Origin of the sequence: Pseudomonas sp. BIGb0558 (genome assembly GCF_024807515.1) — a bacterium.
GTDB classification, from domain to species: domain Bacteria; phylum Pseudomonadota; class Gammaproteobacteria; order Pseudomonadales; family Pseudomonadaceae; genus Aquipseudomonas; species Aquipseudomonas yamanorum_A.
Window position 1 is genome coordinate 1 of the sequence record NZ_JANUEW010000065.1, and the last position, 22,616, is coordinate 22,616.

At 60.5% G+C, this 22,616-nt stretch carries 22 protein-coding genes; 12 read left to right on the forward strand and 10 right to left on the reverse strand.

The window, feature by feature from the left end; genetic code table 11:
- Positions 1–175: 175 nt before the first annotated feature.
- The 6 genes from M2400_RS32360 to M2400_RS32385 all read right to left on the reverse strand — a co-directional run bounded on the left by M2400_RS32360 (position 176) and on the right by M2400_RS32385 (position 4,540).
- Complete coding sequence (locus tag M2400_RS32360) at positions 176–787, reverse strand: LysE family translocator (protein WP_259201260.1); 612 nt, start codon at positions 785–787, stop codon at positions 176–178.
- A gap of 74 nt (positions 788–861) precedes the next feature.
- Complete coding sequence (locus tag M2400_RS32365; RefSeq protein ID WP_177048965.1) at positions 862–1,653, reverse strand: AraC family transcriptional regulator; 792 nt, start codon at positions 1,651–1,653, stop codon at positions 862–864.
- A 51-nt stretch (positions 1,654–1,704) separates the two neighbouring features.
- Positions 1,705–2,388, reverse strand: coding sequence for an arsenical resistance protein ArsH (arsH, locus tag M2400_RS32370; protein ID WP_371132105.1), 684 nt, complete (start codon positions 2,386–2,388; stop codon positions 1,705–1,707).
- Positions 2,389–2,397: 9 nt separating this feature from the next.
- A complete protein-coding gene (locus M2400_RS32375) occupies positions 2,398–2,868 on the reverse strand; it encodes an arsenate reductase ArsC (RefSeq protein WP_177048966.1) in 471 nt (156 codons plus the stop codon).
- 13 nt (positions 2,869–2,881) lie between these two features.
- Positions 2,882–4,165 carry an arsenic transporter gene (locus M2400_RS32380; RefSeq protein WP_177048967.1) on the reverse strand — a complete coding sequence of 428 codons (1,284 nt, stop codon included), beginning with the start codon at positions 4,163–4,165 and terminating at the stop codon, positions 2,882–2,884.
- Between the two features lie 18 nt (positions 4,166–4,183).
- Positions 4,184–4,540, reverse strand: coding sequence for a metalloregulator ArsR/SmtB family transcription factor (locus M2400_RS32385; protein WP_177048968.1), 357 nt, complete (start codon positions 4,538–4,540; stop codon positions 4,184–4,186).
- Between the two features lie 176 nt (positions 4,541–4,716).
- Here M2400_RS32385 and M2400_RS32390 point away from each other — a divergent pair, with 176 nt between their 5' ends.
- The 3 genes from M2400_RS32390 to M2400_RS32400 all read left to right on the forward strand — a co-directional run bounded on the left by M2400_RS32390 (position 4,717) and on the right by M2400_RS32400 (position 6,008).
- Positions 4,717–4,932 carry a hypothetical protein gene (locus M2400_RS32390; protein ID WP_177048969.1) on the forward strand — a complete coding sequence of 72 codons (216 nt, stop codon included), beginning with the start codon at positions 4,717–4,719 and terminating at the stop codon, positions 4,930–4,932.
- Between the two features lie 72 nt (positions 4,933–5,004).
- Positions 5,005–5,700: an AzlC family ABC transporter permease gene (locus M2400_RS32395; protein ID WP_177079810.1), complete on the forward strand. Its 696-nt coding sequence runs from the start codon at positions 5,005–5,007 to the stop codon at positions 5,698–5,700.
- Positions 5,697–6,008, forward strand: a complete 312-nt coding sequence (locus M2400_RS32400) for an AzlD domain-containing protein (RefSeq protein WP_177048971.1) — start codon at positions 5,697–5,699, stop codon at positions 6,006–6,008. Before M2400_RS32395 ends, M2400_RS32400 begins: the two co-directional genes overlap by 4 nt.
- Positions 6,009–6,131: 123 nt before the next feature.
- Here the strand turns inward: M2400_RS32400 and M2400_RS32405 are convergent, their stop codons facing one another.
- Entirely contained in the window at positions 6,132–6,392 is a 261-nt protein-coding gene (locus M2400_RS32405) for a hypothetical protein (RefSeq protein WP_010171431.1), read from the reverse strand.
- A gap of 109 nt (positions 6,393–6,501) precedes the next feature.
- On the opposite strand from M2400_RS32405, the gene M2400_RS32410 reads away from it, so the two are divergent.
- A complete protein-coding gene (locus tag M2400_RS32410; RefSeq protein WP_177048973.1) occupies positions 6,502–6,855 on the forward strand; it encodes a hypothetical protein in 354 nt (117 codons plus the stop codon).
- A 139-nt stretch (positions 6,856–6,994) separates the two neighbouring features.
- Here the strand turns inward: M2400_RS32410 and M2400_RS32415 are convergent, their stop codons facing one another.
- The 3 genes from M2400_RS32415 to M2400_RS32425 all read right to left on the reverse strand — a co-directional run bounded on the left by M2400_RS32415 (position 6,995) and on the right by M2400_RS32425 (position 10,589).
- Complete coding sequence (locus M2400_RS32415; protein ID WP_177048974.1) at positions 6,995–7,699, reverse strand: YoaK family protein; 705 nt, start codon at positions 7,697–7,699, stop codon at positions 6,995–6,997.
- Positions 7,700–7,780: 81 nt separating this feature from the next.
- Complete coding sequence (locus M2400_RS32420; protein WP_259201262.1) at positions 7,781–9,415, reverse strand: ABC-F family ATP-binding cassette domain-containing protein; 1,635 nt, start codon at positions 9,413–9,415, stop codon at positions 7,781–7,783.
- 145 nt (positions 9,416–9,560) lie between these two features.
- Positions 9,561–10,589, reverse strand: a complete 1,029-nt coding sequence (locus tag M2400_RS32425) for a DNA topoisomerase IB (protein WP_177048976.1) — start codon at positions 10,587–10,589, stop codon at positions 9,561–9,563.
- A 384-nt stretch (positions 10,590–10,973) separates the two neighbouring features.
- Here M2400_RS32425 and tssB point away from each other — a divergent pair, with 384 nt between their 5' ends.
- The 8 genes from tssB (at position 10,974) to M2400_RS32465 (ending at position 22,486) form a co-directional block, all read left to right on the forward strand.
- Positions 10,974–11,477 carry a type VI secretion system contractile sheath small subunit gene (gene tssB / locus M2400_RS32430; RefSeq protein ID WP_177121861.1) on the forward strand — a complete coding sequence of 168 codons (504 nt, stop codon included), beginning with the start codon at positions 10,974–10,976 and terminating at the stop codon, positions 11,475–11,477.
- Positions 11,478–11,498: 21 nt separating this feature from the next.
- A complete protein-coding gene (tssC, locus tag M2400_RS32435) occupies positions 11,499–13,037 on the forward strand; it encodes a type VI secretion system contractile sheath large subunit (protein ID WP_177048978.1) in 1,539 nt (512 codons plus the stop codon).
- Positions 13,038–13,061: 24 nt separating this feature from the next.
- A complete protein-coding gene (gene tssK / locus M2400_RS32440; protein ID WP_259201263.1) occupies positions 13,062–14,417 on the forward strand; it encodes a type VI secretion system baseplate subunit TssK in 1,356 nt (451 codons plus the stop codon).
- A complete protein-coding gene (gene tssL / locus M2400_RS32445) occupies positions 14,414–15,094 on the forward strand; it encodes a type VI secretion system protein TssL, short form (RefSeq protein ID WP_259201264.1) in 681 nt (226 codons plus the stop codon). Before tssK ends, tssL begins: the two co-directional genes overlap by 4 nt.
- 7 nt (positions 15,095–15,101) lie before the next feature.
- Complete coding sequence (locus M2400_RS32450; protein ID WP_259201271.1) at positions 15,102–16,817, forward strand: OmpA family protein; 1,716 nt, start codon at positions 15,102–15,104, stop codon at positions 16,815–16,817.
- Between the two features lie 15 nt (positions 16,818–16,832).
- Entirely contained in the window at positions 16,833–17,324 is a 492-nt protein-coding gene (locus tag M2400_RS32455; protein WP_177079816.1) for an Hcp family type VI secretion system effector, read from the forward strand.
- A 135-nt stretch (positions 17,325–17,459) separates the two neighbouring features.
- On the forward strand, positions 17,460–20,108 hold the full coding sequence (gene tssH / locus M2400_RS32460) for a type VI secretion system ATPase TssH (protein WP_259201266.1): 2,649 nt from the start codon (positions 17,460–17,462) through the stop codon (positions 20,106–20,108).
- Positions 20,109–20,110: 2 nt separating this feature from the next.
- Positions 20,111–22,486, forward strand: a complete 2,376-nt coding sequence (locus M2400_RS32465) for a type VI secretion system Vgr family protein (protein ID WP_259227795.1) — start codon at positions 20,111–20,113, stop codon at positions 22,484–22,486.
- Positions 22,487–22,616 lie beyond the last annotated feature (130 nt).

The following is a 22,616-nucleotide window of genomic DNA, read 5'->3' on the forward strand; positions in this document are numbered from 1 at the left end:
GGCATGATGGATTTCCGGCGAAATTGGCTCGCCGAAAAGTGTCCACCATGTCCCCGTACACCCGTCAACCATGTGTCCGGTCCGTACACGCTTTTGCAAAGTGACTCGCTGTAAGAGCGAAACCATAAGCGGCCGTTACCGAAGAAACGGATATGTACACCGCCCAATCACTCCCTCAAATCGCCCACAACGCCAGGACCGCCAGATACAACAACACCCCACCACACGCCCCATAACTGACACGCTGCCATATGGGCGACGCGTTCTGGCGCAGCAGGTTCACCAGTGCCGCAATCAAAAAGCACGAAAGCACAGACGCCACCATAAACCCCGCAAAAAACATCAACGTCTGCCCATGGCTCGGCGTCGCCCCGACTATCCCCGACAACGCACTGCCCAGCGCCCCCCAATAAACAATGTTCTTCGGATTAGCCAACGAAATAGCCGCCCCCACCACCAGCGCATTCTGCCCGGACCTGGCCGGCGTACTCTCGGCCTCTGGCAAGCGCCAGGCATCCATCAAGCTGCGAACCCCGAGCCAGGCCAGATACAACCCACAAACCGCCGTCAGCGGCACCCGCACCGACTCATGCTGGATCAACAACGCCATACCCGTCAGCCCAATCACCGCCCACACGGCATCCCCCACCAGCGATCCAATCTGCACCAGCAGCGCCGGCGTAAACCCATGCAACAGCCCACGGCGCAGGGTCTCCGCCAAGACCGCCCCCGGTGACAGGCAAAACACAAAACCAAATACCAGCGCCGAAAAAAAGATCGTCAACATGCCTGCCTTCCTTCAATTGATGGCGTGCATTTTGCGCGAGGGTGGGTGGGTCGTCTTGAACCAGATTGCGCTTTTCAGCCTTTGAGCACGCTTTGATAGCGCCCCGGAGTGATGCCGTAAGCCGCCCGGAAATGCCGATTGAGATGGCTCTGGTCGGCGAACCCAAGGGCGTGGGCAACCTGCGACGCTGCAATCCCTGAACGCAGCAGGCCCTTGGCACGCCGGGTACGCAGTTGCATCGCCCACTGGCGCGGACTCAACCCGGTTTCTTTTTGAAAGGCCCGCAGCAGATGGAATTTCGACAGGCCCAACTCGTCACCGAGCGTCTCGAGTGCTACCGCCTGATGCAGGTTTTCAGCCAGCAGTTCCTGGGCCTTGATCACCAGCCCACGACCCACTGTGGTGCTGCCGGGCAGGCGTACGCCGCTGCAACTGACCACTTCACCGAGCAGCACCACCAGGGCTTCTTCACTGAGCTCCCGGGCGATCGGATCGGCACTCAATGAGCCTTCGATCGCGCCGGCCAGCTTCATCGCCAATTCCGGCTGGAAGCACAGCGAGCGGTCGAACTCCAGGTGCACCAGGCCCAGGTCGGCCGCCAATTGGTCAGCGGCCGCATACAGGCTGACAAACCGCCACGGCTGCCCCTCGGCCGCGCCGCCGCCCTGAATCTGGCCCGGGTTGTACAAAGTAATGCTGCCGGGGCCGGCCTCGAAGGTGCGGCGGTCCAGCCACACCTGTTCCTCGCCGAGCAGGTTGACGCCGATCACACATTCATCGTGGCTGTGGCGGGCAAACGTCAGGCCGGTGCAGGACGTGCTGCTGACTTCGTAGTTGCCCAGCCAGGCGTGCTGCATGGAACTCATGGAGGTGGCTCGCAGTGATGGTTAGCCGCGAGCATACGCCGCAAACACGCTTCAGATCGACCGTTGATTGACCCGTTTCGACAGTTCTTCGCTGCTCTCCTTGCGCTCCGAATAGCGGTCCACCAGGTCCGGGCGGTCCCGCAGCAGCAGGGTGAATTTCACCAGCTCTTCCATCACATCCACCACCCGGTCATACAGGGCCGAGGGCTTCATGCGGTCCTGATCGTCGAACTCCATAAAGGCCTTGGGCACCGACGATTGATTGGGGATGGTGAACATGCGCATCCAGCGTCCCAGCACCCGCAACTGGTTGACGGTATTGAACGACTGCGAGCCGCCGGACACCTGCATCACTGCCAGGGTTTTACCCTGGGTCGGACGCACCGCGCCGAGGGCCAATGGCACCCAATCCAGTTGTGCCTTGAACACCGCCGACATCGAGCCATGCCGCTCCGGCGAGCACCACACCTGGCCCTCGGACCACTGCATCAGTTCCAGCAGTTCCTGGACCTTGGGGTGATCGTTGGGCGCATCATCCGGCAGCGGCAGGCCCGACGGGTTGAAGATGCGTGTCTCGGCGCCGAAGTGGCGCAACAGGCGCGCAGCTTCTTCCACCAGCAGGCGGCTGAACGAGCGCGGGCGGGTGGAGCCGTAGAGCAGCAGGATGCGCGGCGGTTGCTCCAGTTTCTGCGGGGCAGACAGGGTGTGGTTCAGGTTGGGCAGGGTGCTCATCAGGTGCTCCGGTTACAGCGCGGCGATGCGATCAAGCTCGGCCTTGATCTCGATGGGACTCAGGCTGGCGAACGGGACTTCGAAAAACGCTCGGCAGCGGCGTTCGATGATTGCCAGGGTGGCCTGGAAGGCTGCATGAACCTGGGCGTCATCGCCTTGAGCATCCGACGGATCTTCCAGCCCCCAGTGCGCCTTGAGCGCCGGGCCGAAATACACCGGGCACGCTTCCCCGGCAGCCTTGTCGCACACGGTGATCACGATGTCCGGCGGGCTGCCTTCAAAGGCGTCGTTGCCCTTGCTGTACAAACCTTCGGTGCTGATGCCGGCGGCCTCCAGGGTCGTCAGGCTGCGGGGCAACACCTGGCCCTTGGGAAAGCTGCCGGAACTGATGGCCTGGAAACCTTCTGGCGCCAGGTGATTGAACAAAGCTTCCGAGAGGATGCTGCGGCAGCTGTTGGCGGTGCACATGAACAGGACTTTCATTAAGCGGACTCCGTCAGAAACTCAAGCGCAGGGCGAGGGCGGCGAGGGTGATCAACAGCACCGGCAGGGTCAGCACAATGCCGACCTTGAAGTAGTAACCCCAGGTGATGGTGATGCCTTTGCGCGCCAGGATATGCAGCCAGAGCAAGGTGGCCAGGCTGCCGATAGGGGTGATTTTGGGGCCGAGGTCGCTGCCGATCACGTTGGCGTAGATCATCGCGTCCTTGACCACGCCCACGGCATGGCTGGCCTCGATGGACAGTGCGCCGATCAGTACCGTTGGCAGGTTGTTCATCGCCGAAGACAGCAGCGCGGTGAGCACGCCAGTGCCCAATGCCGCGCCCCATACGCCGTAGCCGGCAAAGGCATCGAGCCAGGTGGCGAGGTAGTTGGTCAGCCCGGCGTTGCGCAGGCCGTAGACCACCAGGTACATGCCCAGGGAGAAAATCACGATCTGCCAGGGCGCTTCCTTCAATACCTTGCGGGTGGAAATCTTGTGGCCCTTGGCGGCGATCACCAGCAGCAAGGTGGCGCAGGCGGCGGAAATCGCGCTGATGGGAATGCCCAACGGTTCCAGGGCGAAGCAGCCCACCAGCAGAATGCCCAGCACCCACCAGCCGGCGAGGAACGTCGCACGGTCGTGGATCGCACTGGCGGGATCGTCGAGGTCTGCCGGGTCGTAGGTTTGCGGAATGTCGCGGCGGAAAAACCACATCAACACCAAGAGGGTTGCGGCGACGCTCACCAGGTTTACCGGCACCATCACGGCGGCGTATTCGTTGAAGCCGATCTTGAAATAGTCGGCCGAGACGATGTTCACCAGGTTGGACACCACCAGCGGCAGGCTCGCGGTGTCGGCAATAAACCCTGCGCCCATGACAAACGCCAGGGTGGCCGCCGGTGAAAAGCGCAGCGCCAGCAGCATCGACATCACGATGGGGGTGAGGATCAATGCCGCGCCGTCATTGGCGAACAACGCCGACACCAGCGCTCCCAGCAGCACCATGTACGCGAACAATCGCCGTCCGCGCCCACGGCCCCAACGCGCCACATGCAAGGCGGCCCAGGCGAAGAAGCCCGCCTCATCCAGCAGCAGGCTGATGATGATCAGTGCGACGAACGTCCCGGTGGCGTTCCAGATGATGTGCCACACCACCGGAATATCCGCCAGGCTGATAACGCCAAGCGCCAGGGCCAGGATCGCGCCCATCGTGGCGCTCCAGCCAACGCCCAGGCCCTTGGGCTGCCAGATGACCAGGATGATGGTGAACAGAAAGATAGCAACGGCTACAAGCATGAAAAGCTCTCCGCAGGATCAGCAGCAGGCGCTGGCCCGTTGTGGTCGGTCACCCATGGTCTGCAGACGCTGGGCGTCTGTTTTTAACCAGGCTTGGTTGGCTTGCAGGGTGGTGTCGAGCACCGCCGTCACCCACTCAGGCAAGGCCGGATTGAGGCGGTAGTAAATCCACTGGCCCTGGCGACGGTCCAGCAGCAACCCGCAACTGCGCAGTTGCGCCAGGTGGCGGGAGATTTTCGGCTGGCTGTCGTCCAGAGCATGGATCAACTCGCACACGCAAAGTTCGCCTTCGCGCAGGATCAATAACGTCAGCCGCGCGCGAGTGGCATCGGCCAGGCACTTGAAGACGTTGGGCGGGGAGAAAAGGTCTGGCATGCTCGTGGCCTGATACATATGGAAATACGAATATACGTATTTCCATATGTATCGGTCAAACCTTGTTTCGATTGATCTGGGTCAACGGGCCAACAATCGACGACAAGTGGTTGAAATTAAACTGAAACACAAATGTCCTAAAGTGCCTGCCCATTGGTGATGAAGGAAGAAAACGTGTGACCCGTGCCACTCGCAACCTGCGCAAGACCCTCGATGCCGTCGCGGACAATAATGAAACCGCGGCCTTTGACCTGATGCGTGCCGTCGAAAAACTCAGCGATGAAGTTTTGCGCCAGCGCCTGCTCAATACCATCCACCGTCTCAACCAGGACGCCCACGAACTGCGCGAAGCCCGGGATGCGGTGGAGCGGGTGTCGGTCAAGCTGGCTTGAGCACGATCGTTCAAGACAATCCCTGATACCACTGGCATGCTTGTCGACTGACTGTCGATGAGCCTGTTGTGTATGCCCAATGCTCTGCCTCTAAACGCCTTTTCCCGTGGCGCGATTGCGATCATTCCATTGTCCCTGGCCTGTGCGCCCTGGGGATTGCTGGCCGGTTCCACTGCAATCGATGCCCAATTCACCCCGCTGGAAGCCCAAGGGCTGTCGACCATCGTGTTTGCCGGCGCTGCGCAACTGGTGGCCATCGGCATGGTCAAGAGCGGCGCCAGCCTGATTTCCATCCTGCTGACCACCTTGCTGCTGACCTCCCAGCATTTGCTCTATGGCATGCACATGCGTCCCACGCTGTCGCCGCTTAAGGCCCGGTGGCGCATGAGCCTGGGCTTTTTGCTGACCGACGAATTCTTCGCCCTGGTCAGCCAATACGACCGTCAGACCTTCAACCGCTGGTACGCCCTGGGCGTCGGCCTGACGTTCTACATCATCTGGAACGTATTTACGTTCGCCGGCATCGTGCTCGGCAAAAGCATTCCCGGGCTGGATCAATTGGGCCTGGAGTTCTCGATTGCCGCGACCTTTATCGCCCTGATCACCCCCGTGGTGCGTGACGTGCCGACTGTCGTCTGTGTGGCCGTGTCGTTGTTGTGCTCGGTCTGGCTGAGCTACCTGCATTGGGAGTCGGCGGTGGTGGTGTCGGGTGTATTGGGGATGAGCGCGGGGTTTGCCTGCAAGCGGCTGGGAGTAGGGCAGCAATGATCTTCGTGATGATTTTTGGCATGGGCCTGATCGTGTTTTTCAACCGCTACCTGTTTATCGAGCCGCGCCTGCCGGTGCGCCTCAATCGCGGGGCGCGTGAGTTTCTCGGGTTTGCCGTGCCGGGGATGCTCACCGCCATCTGCGGCCCGATCATTTTCCTGGCCGATCACCAACTCAACCTGAGCCTGGGCAACCCCTACCTGCTGGCCGGAATCAGCGCCGTGGCGTTGATGTTCTGGACCCGCAGCGTGCTGATCACGGTGCTGCTGAGCATGGCGCTGTTCTATCTGTTCCGCTGGCTGCTCTGAAAAACAGGCAAAAAAAAGCCCGCGGGAGGGCGAGCTAGAAGGGAGACTTCTTAAAAATGAGCCTGCCGACTATAGGCGCCAAGGTCTCCCTTCACAGTGAAACAAAGTTCATGAATCTGTCAGCTATTCGATAACCGGGGCGGCGGCTTTCTTGTTGGCCTTGGCCTCGGCGGCCAGGCATTCCAGGGCAAACTGCTCGGTGTAGGTCATCTGGATCGGGGTGCTTTCGCCCTTGACGGTGCGCATTCCGTCGAGGATGTAGCGGATGCGCTTGTCGGTCACGCCGATGCGTTTGGCGATCCACGAAGGCGTTTGGCCAATGCGGCTGATCAGCTTGTCGGCGTAGTCGGTGGAGGGGTTGTAGCGCTCGGCGTTGGGTGTCATGGGGTTTCCGGGTAAAAGCGGGTTTGTAAGTAGGCGGCAGGGTGACGCAATAATCATTCGGTGTCGCCTGCTAATGGTACAGTCGCGTTTTTTCCAAGGAAGCTTCGGTATGCGGATGGTGGTAATTGGCGCTTTGGTACTGGCATCGCTGGCCGGTTGCGCGGGCTCGAAGATGAAAGAGGCGCGTACCGGTACGCCCTACAAAACCCTGGCCTCGGACAAGGCCCCACTGGTGGTTGCCCAGTGCATCCAGTTCGGTTGGCAGGACGAAGCGGTGTTCGGCGTGGATGCCGGTGGCTTCATGGAGCCTGCACAGGCCGGCGGCTTCACCATCTACACCACGGCGGGTGATTACTTTGTCGACGTGCGCACTGCGGGCGCCGGCGCCACCGTCAACTATTACGCGGCCCAGGATGACTATCCGGCCAAGCGCCGGCTCGCCGCACTGGCGACTTGCCTGTAGTCCATTGCGTTAGAAAAATTCAGAAATGCCCTGCGGACAGCCTCGCGGGCATTGCCTTAGTATTTGCGTGCTCACCCGGCGTGGCGGCTCTTTACCGGTACAGGGACGTCGAGGCCGGCGCGTCGGGAGGGCAGCTTTTTTAGCGCGGCATATATCCCAGGTGCCAGCGCCGGGGAATTTTCAGCGACACCAGCCCCAACAGTGCCGACAGCAGCCCGCTGACCAGCAGCGCACGAATCCCCATGTGATGTTCCAGCAATGCGCCGATCACCGCCCCGGCAAACATCCCGGCCCAGGGGATCAGTTGCACGCGCCAGCCGTTGCGCCGTTCACCGAGCATCCAGCGGCCCAGCCCGCGCCCAAACCGAGATAGCGCCCCGGTGACATAAGTCAGTCCCACCGGCAATCCATTCACTTCTTCGACGGCGGCGTTCAGCATGCCCATGGCGATGATCGCTGCGAGCAACGCCGGCAATTGATCCTCGAACGGCCAGGCCGCGGCCCCGCACAGCAAGGTGGCGATGCACAGCAGCAACGGCAAGGCATGGCGCCGGCTGAGGCGGCTGACCATCACCCCCAGCGCGTTGCCGGCGATAAACGTCGCCACCAGCAAGGTCAAGCGACCGGTCAGGCCCAGGTCACCTTCGCTGATCGCCACGGCGAGGCGTGTGGTGTTGCCGCTCATGAACGAGACAAAATCCCCGCTGGCCATGAAGCCGATGGCATCGGTCATCCCCGCCAGTACGGAAAGGCTGGCCACCAGCATCAGCCCGACACGCCCGCGCCATTTGTGGCGATGCAGCAAGGCGGCGTTGGTGTAGGGCTTCAGGGATGAAGGCAGCATGGGGCCGGGTTCCTCGGTGAGATTATCCGGCCACTACGGTAGGGCGCTTTGCGTTCGGGTGCAATGACCTGGCGCAGGCCTTCACACCGGTTCCAGGCGCCAGCCCTCGGCCCGCCACGTCAGGGTATGAGTGGGTTTGAGCGCGGCGAGAAACGCCGCATCGTGGGACACCGCGATCATCGCCCCGGTAAACCCCTGCAATGCCTGCTCGAAGGCGATCACCGATTGCATGTCCAAATGGTTGGTTGGCTCGTCCAGCAGCAACAGTTGCGCCGGGGTTTTGCGCCACAAGGCAATCGCCATGGCGGCCTTCAGGCGTTCGCCGCCGCTGAGGCGTGCCACCGGTTGTGTGACCCGCACGGCGTCCAGCTGTAGCAAGGCCAGGCGCGTACGCAGCTCGCCCTCGGCCAGCGGCGTATCGAGCAGGTTGAGCTGTTCGACGATCGAGCGTTGGTCGTCCAGCAGCGCCAAGTGTTGATCGATATAGGCCGTCGGCACATGCACCGTGCATTTACCGCTGACCGGCTGCAGTTGGCCCGCCAGCAGCTTGAGCAAGGTGGATTTGCCGCAGCCGTTTGGCCCGTGGACCGCCAGCCGCATGGGCCCAATAAGGTTGGCGCTGAGAAAGGTGGCCGGCAACTGCGGATCCAGCCAGGGCAATTGTGTGTGCTCCAACGTCAGCACCTGCCGCCCGCAGGGCACTGTGGTGCCGGGTAATGCCAGCAGCGTCGGGGCTTCATCCACCACCTGTTCGTAGGCGTGGCGCACGCGCTCATTCAGTTCGTCCTTGTGTTGCTGGTGAGCGCTGCGCACGGTGCTGACGATTTCGGTGGCGGCGCCTTTCCAGCGTGCTTTGGTGAAACGGTCCACGTTCGCCGTTTCGGCGTGCTTGCGTGAGCGGGCGGCATGGCGCTGGATGTCATCGTTGCTTTGCTTCAGGCGCTTGTGTTCGCGGCTGCGCGTAAGTCGTGCGTGGTCCAGCGTGGCCAGGGCCGCGTGCTGCTCTATCTCACGTTGAGCGTGAAAGGCTTCGTAGTTACCGCCGTAAACTTTAAGGCCCAAGGGCGACAACTCGACGATTCGCTGCATGCGGTTGAGCAGTTGCCGGTCATGGCTGACCACGATCAACCCGCCACGCCAATCGTCCAGGATGCCCAGCAGCCATTCGCGGCCCTGGCTGTCCAGGTGATTGGTGGGCTCATCAAGAATCAGCAACTGAGGGTTGGCCAGCAGCGCGCCGATCACTGCCAGGCGGGCCAATTGGCCGCCACTCAACTGATCAGCATGGTCCTCGAAACCGACCTCGGACAAGCCCGCCGCGTCCAGCGCCTTGCGCAGGCGCTCGGCCAGGTCCCAGCGTTCATCGATCCGCTCCAGGTCGTCGATGTGGGCTTCACCACGGGCCAGTCGGCCCAGGGCTTCCAGCACGTCGGCGGTGCCGGTGATTTGCGCGACCGTTTGTTCGGGAAAAAGGCTCAAGGCCTGTGGGACATAGGCCAGCCTGGTGCAGGTCTCAAGCGTACCGGAAGAGGGCGCCAGCCTGCCGGCGATCAATTGCGCGAGCACGCTTTTGCCCGCGCCGTTACGCCCCACAATCCCGGTGGGCGTGGAATCGAAAGACAGGTTCAGGTCTTCCAGCAGGGTTTCACCATTGGCGAACTGGAAATACACGTGTTGCAGGGAAGCGAGTACAGGCAGCCGTTTGACGTCAGTCATCAGCACCTCCAAAACAATGTGGCACAAGCCAACAAGCGCGCCAGGCGGCTCGTTGCGTTTACATGTTGGAAGGCTTAGTGGTTCACGTCAGCGGTCATCCCGGGAGTCAGAAAGGACGGGCAGGGTAACGTACTTTGGATTTTTACTACAAGCGTTCGGCCAGTTGCTCCAGAAACACCGCCAGCCCGACTTCCTCGGCTTTCAAGCCTTTGCGCACCCGTGGCTTGGGCAGTTTTGCCAGCTCGCCGAGGCTGAAATGCTCCAGTACGGCCGGGTGGATATAGCACTTGCGGCACACCGCCGGGGTATTGCCTAACTGCTTGGCGACGTTCTTGACCATCTCTACCACATGCTTCTTGGCATCGGATTCGGGCTGCCATTGCAGCTCGCGCAACACCGCCAACGCCAGGGCGCTGCCGGCCCAGGTGCGGTAGTCCTTGGCGGTGAAGTCCGCCCCGGTGAGGGTATGCAGATAGGCATTCACGTCGGTGGAGCTGACTGTATGGCGCTCGCCGTCCTCGTCCAGATACTGGAACAGATTCTGCCCCGGCAGCTCCAGGCAGCGCTTGACCACCGAGGCCAGGCGTCGGTCCTTCACGGTGATCTGGTGCTCAATGCCGCTCTTGCCGCGAAACTGGAACAGGATCTCGCTGCCCTTGATGTCTACATGTCGGGTGCGCAGGGTGGTCAGGCCGTAGGAACGGTTGTCCCGGGCGTACTGGGTGTTGCCGACGCGGATCAGGGTGGCGTCCAGCAGCAGCACCACCGTGGCCAGGACCTTTTCCCGATTGAACCCAGGCGCAGCAATCTGTGCCTCTAACTGCTTGCGCAGCTTGGGCAGCGCGCTGCCGAACTGCTGCAGCCGGGAATATTTGTCGGTGTCACGCACCTCGCGCCAGCGCGGGTGATAACGGTATTGCTTGCGCCCTCGGGCATCCCGCCCGGTAGCTTGCAGATGGCCGCGCGGGTCGGCGCAGATCCACACATCGGTATAGGCCGGCGGCACCGCGAGGGCGTTGATGCGTTTGATTTCGTCGGCATCCGTGATGCGTGTGCCGTCGGCCTTGAAGTACTGGAACTTGCCCCGCAGCTTTTTCCGGGACAGGCCCGGCTGGGTGTCATCGACGTAATGCAGGTCGCGGGGCAGCTCGGCTAGCAACGCAGGATCGGGCATGGCGCAAATTCCTTGGCAGGTATTTCTGATTGACCGCAGGGTTTTGCGGTCGTGCCAATGGATTCAAGCCCGCTATGTCAATCAATTGCTCGGCGATTAGCTCTGAGCAACACCTTTTTGCGTGGGCTTGATGTAGGAGAGTTCCCAAGTACGGCGTCGAAAGTTCCTTGGCGTTATATGGGGGCTGGTAAACAACATTTGAAATAATTCATTCTAGTACTGAAGGAACTGAACGCAAATCATGTGAGCGCTTCATGACCTCTTAAAAAGGAATTTATTTGCTGCGGTTGGTGAGCTGTTTGTCGAGCCAGCTGAAGATATAGGTTCCAGTCTTGATTTTGCATCAGCGTTTGCTGTTAAAAAAATTGCCTGGAGGGAGAGGTTATGGCTACAAATAGTTTCCAGAATGAGGTGCCCAAGGCGCGAGTCAATATCAAACTTGATTTGCATACCGGCGGTGCTCAAAAGAAAGTCGAGCTGCCGCTCAAACTGATGGTTATGGGGGACTACAGCAACGGCGAAGAGCAACGCCCACTGTCTGAGCGTGGCAAGGTCGACATCAATAAAAACAACTTTGACAGCGTACTGGGTGAGTTCTCTCCTAGTCTGAAGTTCGCTGTGAATGACACCTTGTCCGACGATGCGTCTGACATGTCGGTCGAGCTGAACTTCCAGCGTATGAAGGACTTCGAGCCAGAGCAGGTCGCCCGCCAGATTCCGCAGCTGCGAGCCCTGTTGGCGATGCGCAATCTGCTGCGTGACCTCAAGTCCAACCTGCTGGATAACGCGACCTTTCGTCAGGAGCTGGAACGCATCCTCAAGGACGATGCACTGAGTGATGAGCTGCGCGCTGAATTGGCAGCCCTGGCTCCTCAAGACCATCATTAATTAATAAGGAAGTTACCTATTATGTCCCTGGAGCAATCACCCCAAGCCTCTCAACTGACTAACGCCTATCAAACAAGTGGGCAAGGTGTCTATGGCGCGTTATTCGCTAAAATCAACCTGAGCCCGGTTGCGGAGTTGAGCGGTATTGATGTTTTTCAAAACTCCGAAGCATTGTCAGAGGTGTCCGCTGATGAACGGGTCACCGCGGCCGTCAGTGTGTTTTTGGAACTGCTGAAACAGTCGTCGCATAAAGTAGAACGCTTGGACAAGGTTTTGCTGGATGAACATATCGCATCCCTGGATGCACAGATCAGCCGGCAACTTGACACCGTCATGCACCATCCCGAGTTCCAGCGCGTAGAGTCAACTTGGCGTGGTGTAAAGTCGCTGATAGATCAGACCGATTTTCGCCAGAATGTGCGTATCGAACTACTGGATATCAGCAAGGATCACCTGGTACAAGATTTCGAAGATGCGCCTGAGATCGCCCAGAGCGGTCTGTATCTGCACACCTACACCCAAGAATATGACACCCCGGGAGGCGAGCCGATTGCGGCGGCCATTTCCAACTATGAATTCAGCCGCAGCCCGCAGGATATTGCTCTTTTGCGCAATATTTCCAAAGTGTCCGCAGCTGCCCACATGCCATTCATCGGCTCTGTCGGGCCGGCGTTCTTTGGCAAAAAGTCCATGGAGGAAGTGGCCGCCATCAAGGACATCGGCAACTACTTTGATCGTGCCGAATACATTAAATGGAAGGCGTTCCGCGAGAGCGATGATTCCCGTTACATCGGCTTGCTGATGCCTCGTGTGCTGGGTCGCCTGCCTTATGGCCCGGACACCGTTCCGGTCCGAAGCTTCAACTACATTGAAAGCGTGAAGGGCCCGGATCACGAGAAGTACCTGTGGACCAACGCTTCATTCGCATTCGCGGCAAACATGGTGAAAAGCTTTATCACCAACGGGTGGTGTGTGCAGATTCGCGGTCCGCAATCGGGCGGCGCGGTGACTGAGCTGCCGATTCACCTGTATGACCTGGGCACTGGCAATCAGGTGAAAATCCCTTCGGAAGTGATGATTCCGGAAACCCGCGAATTTGAATTCGCCAACCTCGGGTTTATCCCTCTTTCGTACTACAAGAACCGCGACTATGCGTGTTTCTTCTCGGCCAATTCGGCCCAAAAACCGGCGCTGTATGACACCCCCGACGCCACTGCCAACAGCCGGATCAATGCGCGCCTGCCGTACATTTTCCTGCTGTCGCGCATCGCCCATTACCTGAAGCTGATCCAGCGGGAAAACATCGGCACGACCAAGGACCGCCGTTTGCTGGAGCTGGAGTTGAACAAGTGGGTCGGCGGGTTGGTGACCGAAATGACCGACCCGGGTGACGACCTTCAAGCCTCGCACCCGCTGCGTGACGCCAAGGTGACGGTAGAAGACATCGAAGACAACCCCGGCTTCTTCCGCGTCAAGCTTTACGCGGTGCCCCACTTCCAGGTCGAAGGCATGGACGTCAATTTGTCGCTGGTTTCGCAGATGCCCAAGGCAAAAGCCTAAGCCACTCCGTAGGGAAATAATGAGATGAAAATCGACCGCCCCCTGTGGGCTGCGGGGGCGTTGCTGTCTCCGCAACAATTCCAGCAGCAAGCACGTTGGGAGGCCTGGACTAACGAGAACCTGGCCCATTTGTCGTTGGTACACCCTTGGGGCGTCCTGGGGGTTGCGTTCGATGGGCAAGCCTTGCGCCTGGGTCAGCTCAAAGCTACCCAGGTTCGAGTGCGCATGCCCGATGGTACGTTGGTCGATACCGATCACGTGGATCGGCTGCCACCCGCCCTGGAGTTAGACCGGTTGCTCCCCGAGGCTGCTCGGGACGCTACGCTGCTTCTGGCGTTGCCGTTGGAACAAGCCAACGGCAACAACTGTGTGTTCGAAGGGGAAAGGGCCGATCGGCCAACGCGCTATCGTCAGGATTGGCGACGAGTGCAGGACATCTACGCAGACGAGGTGCAGTCCATCGGTGTGCTGGAGCACGCGCTGACCTTGCGCCTGGCTGACGATGAGAATGCTGACTACCTGACATGCCCGGTCGCACGCCTGGTGCGTGATGGGCAAGGCGCCTGGAATATTGACCCTGATTATGTACCGCCGTTGCTTAGCTTCGCGGCCCATGCAGGGTTGCTGACCCAACTGGATAACCTGTTGACCCAGTTGGCAGCCAAACGTCAACGGCTGATGGGCATGCGCCGCGAGAGCAACCAGCGCATGGCAGATTTTGCCGTGGCCGATGTGTCGTTGTTCTGGTTGCTCAATGCATTAAACACCTATCAACCAGTCCTGGCGGACATCAAGTCACACCCTGCGCGGCACCCCGAGCAAGTGTACCTCGAGCTGGTCAAGCTCGCCGGCAGCCTGCTGACATTTTCCCTGGAACACGACATCGACAAGATTCCTGCCTATCGGCATGAACAGTTGGAAACCGTCTTCCCACCCTTGATGCGCACTGTCTCCACCTTGCTGGAGGCCAGCCTGCCGTCACGAGTCATTGCCCTGGTGCTGGAGGAGGTTGGGGCCAACCGCTGGCAGGTCACGCTCAACGATGCACGCCTGCGTGAGCGGGACGGTGCCGACTTCTATCTGTCGGTACGTTGCCGTATGCCGGCGGCTCAACTGCAAAGCCAGTTCCCGCGCCTGTGCAAAGTGAGCACATCAGACGATGTCAATCACTTGGTCAATGCTGCGCTTGATGGTGTTCCGTTGCAGCCGCTGAGTCATGTGCCGGCGGCGATTCCGCTACGCCTGGAAAACCAGTACTTCGCCCTTGATCTTGGCAGCGCCAAGGGGCAGGCGATGCTGGCCGAAGGGACGTGTGCCATTTACGTCCCCAGCACGTTACTGGACATCAAGCTTGAACTGTTTGCGGTACTGCGCACATGAACCTGACCGCCTTGAACAAACATACCTTCACTGCGCAGGATCTTGACGCCCTGTTGCAAGACATTTATCTGCTGGTCGTCGAGTTGCACCAAGGGGCTTCGCTGCAAAACAGTCCGCAGTTGCCGGAGCGCTGCGCGAAGCAGGTCGAACAGGTTCGACAGGGCCTCAAGGACGCCGGCGTCGGTGCGCGCAGCCTCGAGCTGATCAGTTACGCCCAGTGTGCGTTGCTGGATGAGACCGCACTGGGTTGTGCCAAGGAAGAGGCCCATGCCAATTGGGCCCGCGAGCCCTTGCAGGCAAAGTTCTTCAATCGTCATCAGGCCGGTGAGTTCCTGTATGAAGATATCGGCGAAGCGCTGCGTCAGCCCGCGTCTGATGTGCTGGTGCTGACGGCATTCCAGCGAGTTCTGATGCTCGGTTTTCAGGGGCGCTACCGCGATGTAAACGATCCTGAGCGCGAGCAACTGTTAACCGCCCTGAATGCGCAGGTCGTTCCTCTGCAACTCAATCACACGCTGACGACGCACCGCGTTGGCCGCGGGATACACCGTCTGCGCTGGGTAGGTTCGCCACTGGCGCACGTGCTGATGGCGGGCCTGTTATTGGCCGGCACCTGGTGGGGGCTGGACCACTGGCTGGGCGGCCTGATCGTCACGCTTTTACCAGGTCAGGGGTGAAAGCGTGATGACACTCAAGCTGACACGAGGCCTCTGGCTGTGGGCCGGTGCGCTGGCCTTGACCCTGTTGCTGGTTATTCCGCTCACCGCCGGGGTGCGTGCAGTGGCCGCTTTGGCCATTGTACTAATGCTCGTCTGGGGGTGGGTCCGAACGGGGCGTCGTTTTGCATGGCGCGGCCGACAACTGTTGCTGGCTGGCGATATGGCCCTGCCACCGGCAGGTTATCGCAAGCCTGTGGTGCTGGTCTGTGGCGATGGGCTGGCGGGGCTCTTTGGCGAGCTGCCTGCCGAGCAACTGGTGCTGCGCACCACCGCGCAAGGCTGTTATGTGTGCGTACCGGCTCTTGACCAACTCGTGTCGGTCACTGCCAGCATCCAGGCCCGGCGTCCGGATTGGGCGGGACAATTGTGCGTGATGTTTATCGCCAACCCCGCAGAGCACACGGATTCAGCCGCATTGGGTGGTCGGGTGCGTGCTTTCCGTCATCAGGTCGCCCTGGTGCGCAAGCGCGGTGTGGCGCTGCCGCTGATGCTGGTGAGCTATCTGCAGGCAGCCAAAGGCGAAGGGGCCTGGTTCAGTTGGGAGTCCGGGCAAACCAGCCCTTACGTGAGTGAGGCCGGCGCCAGCGTCAGCTTGTTCGACTGGCAGGGGCAGGCCACCAACGGCGCGACTTACGCCGAACGCCTGTGCAGTGGGGTGCAGATAAGCAGCGCGTCGACGTGGCTGGGAGAAGTGCTACTCCCGCACTTGGAGACGCGGCCCGTGGCCTGCGCGATCACTCTGGTACCGGGTCTTGCGCAGAGCGTCGAAGGCAACCTGTGGCAACAATGGCTGCATGACAGGACCGGGTTGAGTGGCGCCGGACAATCTCCCGCAGGCTCCAGCCCGGCCTTGCCGTTTCCCGACCCTCTGCTGAATTTGCTACCGATCCATACCCGCAACCCCGCAGTTGTCCGGGCAGGTATTACGGCGCTGTGGCTGTTTGTGTCGGCCGGCGTTGTGGCGCTGGCCAGTTCGGCCTGGCAGAACAACCTGCTGTTGCGTCAGGTCAGTGATGACTTGCGGCGCTACACCACCATTCCCTCGGCCGACCATCGTGACCAACCCCACTTCGTCTTGGGCGAAAACGCCGTGGCGGTGCTGCGCCAGGACGCCATGCGGCTGGATGACTACTACCGCCACGGCGCACCCTTGGGGCTGGGCCTGGGGCTATACCGCGGCGATCGGTTGCGGCTGCCGCTGCTGGCGACCATTGCCGATCACCGTCAACCGCCCGGGGCCCCGGCGCCCGCCGAGATCTCCAACCCGGTACGGCTCGACAGCCTGTCGTTGTTTGGAACCGGGAGCGCCGAACTCAAGGCGGGCTCAACCAAAGTCCTGATTAATGCACTGGTGGGCATCAAGGCTCAACCGGGTTGGCTGATTGTCATCGCGGGCCATACCGATGTCACCGGCAACGCCGCGCATAACCTTGAATTGTCCCGCGCCCGTGCCGCATCCGTGCGCGACTGGATGCAACGCATGGGCGACATCCCTGACAGCTGCTTCGCCGTTCAAGGCTTTGGCGCCAACCAGCCAATCGCCAGTAATGACACCGAAGATGGGCGTACTGCCAATCGCCGTGTCGATATCCGCCTGGTGCCGGAGACGGGGGCCTGCGCGCCACCCACTGCGGTGCCTGGCAGGAAAACCTCTGTCGCATCCAGCGACATACACCCCTGAGAAAAGGAGCTTCACATGGCAATTCCCGTTTACCTATGGCTGCAAGACGACGGCGGCGCTGAAATCAAAGGGTCCGTTGACGTACAAAAACGCGAAGGCAGCATCGAGGTCATCGCGCAGGACCACAGCCTGTACATCCCCACCGACAACAATACCGGCAAGCTGACCGGCACCCGGGTTCACACCCCGTTCCTGTTCTCCAAGGAAATCGATGCCTCCAGTCCTTACCTGTACAAGGCGGTGACTACCGGCCAAACGCTTAAGAGTGCCGAGTTCAAATGGTTCCGCATTGATGATGCCGGCCAGGAAGTCGAGTACTTCATCACCAGGCTGGAAAACGTCAAGGTCGTGAAAGTCGCGCCGAAAATGCACGACGTCAAAGACCCGAGCAAAGAAAAACACAACCATCTGGAGCAGATCGAGCTGCGCTACGAGAAGGTCACCTGGACCTACAAGGACGGCAACATCATCCACTCCGACTCCTGGAACGAACGCCAAAGCGCCTGATGCACAGGACCGGCAGGCGCACGTGCGCCTGCCGGTGGGCGGTGTGCAGGGTTGAGCGCCCGTTCGCGGGCGTTCAGCCAAATACATCGAGTCCCTTTGACTAAACACCCATAACTCCGAACAGGGATGTACCTGATGGTCCACAATTCCACTCGTTTGCTTCGCCGTCTGAACCCCTACTGCGCCCAGGCACTGAGTGCGGCAGCCACCTTGTGCCAGAGCCGTGCCCATGGACTGATCAGCATCGAGCACTGGTTGCTCAAATTGCTGGAGCAGGGCGAAGGCGACTTGACCCTGATTGCCCGTCGCTACGAATGGGATATGGACGCACTCTGGCGCGGCTTGCTCGACCACCTCGACACCTTGCCGCGCAGTGTGCAAGGCAAGCCGCAGTTGTGCGGCAAGCTGCAGCACCTGATCAAGAACGCCTGGTTGCAGGCATCCCTTGATGGCAACAACCACACCCTGCGCTCGGCTCATCTGCTTGGCGCTCTGCTGGAGACGCCCAGCCTGCTTGCCTGTGACGCTGCTTGGCCGCTGCTCAGCATCAGCGATACCCAGTTACAGCGTTTGTTCGAGTTGCTTGATCAACATTCAGAGGAGCGCCCGCGGGTACAGCAAGAAGCCGCGCTGGATTGCATCGAAGTGCCCGTCTCATCGGGCACCGACGGGTTGGATGCCATGCAGGTCATCCTGGATAAATTCACCCACGACATCACGGCCAAAGCCTGGGCGGGGCAGATCGACCCGGTATTCGGTCGGGACGATGAGATTCGCCAGGTCGTCGACATTCTCAGTCGTCGACGCAAGAACAACCCGATTCTGGTGGGGGAGCCTGGGGTGGGTAAAACCGCTCTGGTTGAAGGCCTGGCATTGCGCATCGTCGAGGGCAACGTGCCCGACAGCCTCAAGCGGGTCAGTGTACGCATCCTCGATTTGGGCCTGTTGCAAGCCGGCGCCGGGGTAAAAGGCGAGTTTGAACAGCGCCTGAAAAACGTCATCGAGGCCGTACAGCAATCGCCCAACCCGGTGCTGCTGTTTATCGATGAAGCCCACACGCTGATCGGCGCCGGGAACCAAGCCGGCGGGGCCGACGCGGCCAATCTGCTAAAGCCCGCGTTGGCCCGCGGAGAATTACGCACCATCGCCGCCACCACCTGGAGCGAATACAAACAGTATTTCGAACGCGATGCGGCGTTGGAGCGGCGCTTTCAGATGGTCAAGGTTGAAGAACCGGATGATGCGAATGCTTGCCTGATGTTGCGCGGCCTCAAGGAGCGTTACGCCAAGCACCACGGCGTGCATATCCAGGATGCAGCGGTGCAGGCGGCGGTCACGCTCTCGCGACGCTACCTGACCGGCCGCCAACTGCCGGATAAAGCGGTCGACCTCCTCGACACCGCCAGCGCCCGAGTGCGCATGAGCCTGGATTGCATGCCCCAGACGTTGGTCCGTCTGCGTGCTCGGCAAGGAGCCTTGGAGTTGGAGGCGCAGGCGTTGGAGCAGGATCAGCAGTTTGGCGACGACGGTGCCGATGAGCGCTTGACGACCATCGCCGCACAACATACCGAGTTGCATCACCAATGCATCGATTTGGAAGATCAGTATCAACACGAACTCGACCTGACCCAAGAGTTGATTGAAGCGCGCCAGGCGCAGCCGCTGCAACGGGAGACCTGTGCAGCACTGCAGAAACGGCTGGACGAGATTCAGGGCAATCAGCCCTTGCTGTCCCTCGACGTCGATGCCCGCAGCGTAGCTGAAGTGATCGCCGACTGGACCGGTGTGCCCTTGGGCAGTCTGCTCAAGGACGAACAAGCCAACCTGCTGGAACTGGAATACCAACTGGGTGAACACGTCATCGGCCAGGAAGCAGCACTCGGCGCTTTGGCCCAGCGCCTACGTGCAGCCAAGACCGGCCTGACAGACGAGAAAGCGCCGCTGGGCGTATTTTTGCTGGTGGGCACCAGCGGCGTCGGCAAAACCGAAACCGCCCTGACGCTGGCCGACAAGCTATTTGGCGGGGAAAAGTCGCTGATCACCCTCAACCTCTCGGAATACCAGGAAGCCCACACCGTCAGCCAGCTCAAGGGCTCGCCGCCGGGCTACGTCGGTTACGGCCAGGGCGGTGTGCTCACCGAAGCCGTGCGCCAAAGGCCCTACAGCGTGGTGCTGCTCGACGAAGTAGAGAAGGCGCACCGCGACGTCCTCAACCTGTTCTACCAAGTCTTCGACCGGGGCTGCATGCGCGATGGCGAAGGACGGGAAATCGACTTTCGCAACACCGTCATTCTCATGACCTCCAACCTCGGCAGCGATGAACTGCAAGCCTGCCTGCAAGAGTTCCCCGCTGCGCCCGACAGCACCCTGCACGAATTACTCCGCCCGATCCTGCGGGAACACTTTCAGCCGGCCTTGCTGGCCCGTTTCCAGACCCTGATCTACCGCCCGCTGCCAGCCGACGCCTTACAGCGCATCGTCGCGATCAAACTCGCCAAGGTGGCCAAGCGTTTACAGCGTCACTACGGGCTGGAATGCCAGATCGATGCCGCCCTCAACGACGCGTTGGTAGCCGCTTGCCTGTTGCCCGACACCGGCGCACGCAACATCGACAGCCTGCTCAACCAGCAGATCCTGCCGGTGCTCAGCCAGCAGTTGCTGCAACGCCAGGCCGCCCGACAGAAAACCCGCAGCGTGACCTTGGGCTACAGCGACGAGGAGGGCGTCATCCTGCATTTCATTGACGCCCAAGACGCGGTAGCGCCCGATGCGATGGAGGCCTGAACATGCTTAATGAACTGCGCTGCTTTTTCGACCACAGCCGCCACAAACTCACCGTTCGCGATGTTGACGCAGTGCTCGACGTCCTGGCCTTCGAGGGCACCGAAGGCCTGAGCGAACTGTTCAACTACCGTGTCGAGTTCACCAGCACCGCCCGCGACATCGCTGTCGAGAAAATGCTCGGCCAGGACGCCACGTTCAGCTTGTACAGCGCACCGCAGCAATCGCCGATGCGCGGTTTCATCCAGCCGCCTGCCAGGCAGTTGCGCACGCTGCATGGCGTAGTCACCGGCTTCAAACGCCTGTCCGGCTCCGTTGATGAAGCCCGCTACGAAATCACCCTGGAACCCCACTTTGCCCTGCTGGGGCGAGGCCAGCAGTTCCGCATCTACCAGCACCAATCCGTCCCGCAGATCGTCGAAAGCATCCTGCGCAACCGCCACGACTTTGAAGGCCAGGACTTCTTCTTCAACCTGGTGCGCGACTACCCCAAGCGCGACCAGGTCATGCAGTACGGCGAGAGCGATCTGGCCTTCATCACCCGCCTGCTGGCCGATGTGGGCATCTGGTACCGCTTCACCCGCGATGAACGCCTGAACATCGAGGTGGTGGAATTCCACGACGACCAACGCCATTACCAATTCAATGTCGAGCTTGCCTACCGCCCACAATCCGGGCTCAGCAGCACCGGGCAAGACGGCGTGTGGAACCTGCAATCCAGCCACCAGGTGGTGGAGAAGCACGTCAATATTCGCAGCTACCACCACCGCGTGGCCCACGCCCACCTGAACGGGGAAATCGACCAAACCCGTGGCGCCACCACCACCTACGGCGAGGCCTATCACTACGCCGAACCCTACACCGTCATGGGCGATCGCTACGCTTTTGACGAAGACCTGCAAAGCGAAAGCGGCTACTTCTACGCCCGTTTGCGCCACGAGCGTTACCTCAATGGCCAGACCCAACTCAGCGGCGACAGCAGCAGCGCCACCCTGGCGCCCGGCCAGGTACTGAAAATCTCCGGCGGCGCGCCACAGGCTTTTGCGCCCGGCGCGGTGATTACGCAACTGACCACCCGCGCGGCCCGCGACCGCAGTTTCGACGTCAGCTTTAAGGCCATTCCCTACTCGGAGACCGTGTGCTTCCGCCCGGATCTCAAGAAAAAACCGCAAATCGCCGGCACCGTCCCGGCCCGTGTCACCAGCCGGCAGGCCAACGACCCGTACGCCGAAATCGACCTGGAAGGGCGCTACCGGGTCAACTTCCTGTTCGACCGCGACACCTGGAAGCCCGGCCAGGAAAGTATGTGGCTGCGCCTGGCCCGCCCGTACGCTGGCGACACCCATGGCCTGCACTTGCCGCTGATAGCGGGCACCGAAGTGGCTATCGCGTTTGAGCAGGGCGACCCGGACCGTCCCTACATCGCCCATGCCTTGCACGATAGCCGGCGCGAGGACCATGTGACCTTGCGCAACTACAAACGCAACGTGCTGCGCACACCGGCCAACAACAAACTGCGCATGGACGACACGCGGGGGCAGGAGCACGTAAAGCTCAGTACGGAATACGGTGGGAAAAGTCAGCTGAACCTTGGGCATTTGGTGGATGCCGAGCGCAAACCACGAGGTCAGGGCGCCGAGTTGCGCACCGATGGGCATGCCGCTATTCGTGCTGGCAGCGGCATCTTCATCAGTGCTGACGTACAGCCTAAAGCTCAGGGACAAATGCTTGAAATGAGCGCGGCGTTAGGTCGGCTGCAGCAGGCGGGCGATCAGTTGAAAGAGTTGTCGGTGGATGCTCAGGCCGCCAACGCCGACCCTGCGGATGTGCAGGCGCAAATCAATCTGCTCAAGCAAGGCCTTGAGCAACTCCAGTCATCAGTATTACTGCTCAGCGCTCCCGACGGCATCTGCGCCACCAGCGGTAAACACCTGCAATTGGCCGCGCAAAATAGCCTGATGATCAACGCCGGGGCCGAGGCGGATATCAGCGTGGTGAAACGCTTGTTCATCGGCGTGGGGCAGGGGGTAAGTCTGTTTGTGCGCAAGTTGGGGATCAAGCTGATTGCCAATCAGGGCCCGGTAAAGATCCAGGCACAAAACGATGCACTGGAACTGATGGCCCGCCACGGCTTGTCGATCATCAGCACCGAAGATGAAATCCGCATCGTCGCGAAAAAGAAAATCACCCTCAATGCCGGTGGCAGCTACATCACCCTTGATCAGAGCAGCATCGAGTCAGGGACTGTGGGGGATCACTACATAAAGGCGGCGCACTTCGACTTCCTGGGCCCTGCCCAACAAGTCTTTGATATGCCACAGCCACCTCAATTGACCAAGCATAAATCCAACGCCCTGAGGCTTACGGATTTCTCTGGCTGATCCCTTTGCAACCCAGGAGTGAATCGCACCATGGGCAACTTGTTCTCTCAGCTATTTAACCTCTTCAGCCCAGACCGGCCGGCACCGATTTATGTGCCGGATGCGCTGCCATTGCCAGCGCCGAAGGCAC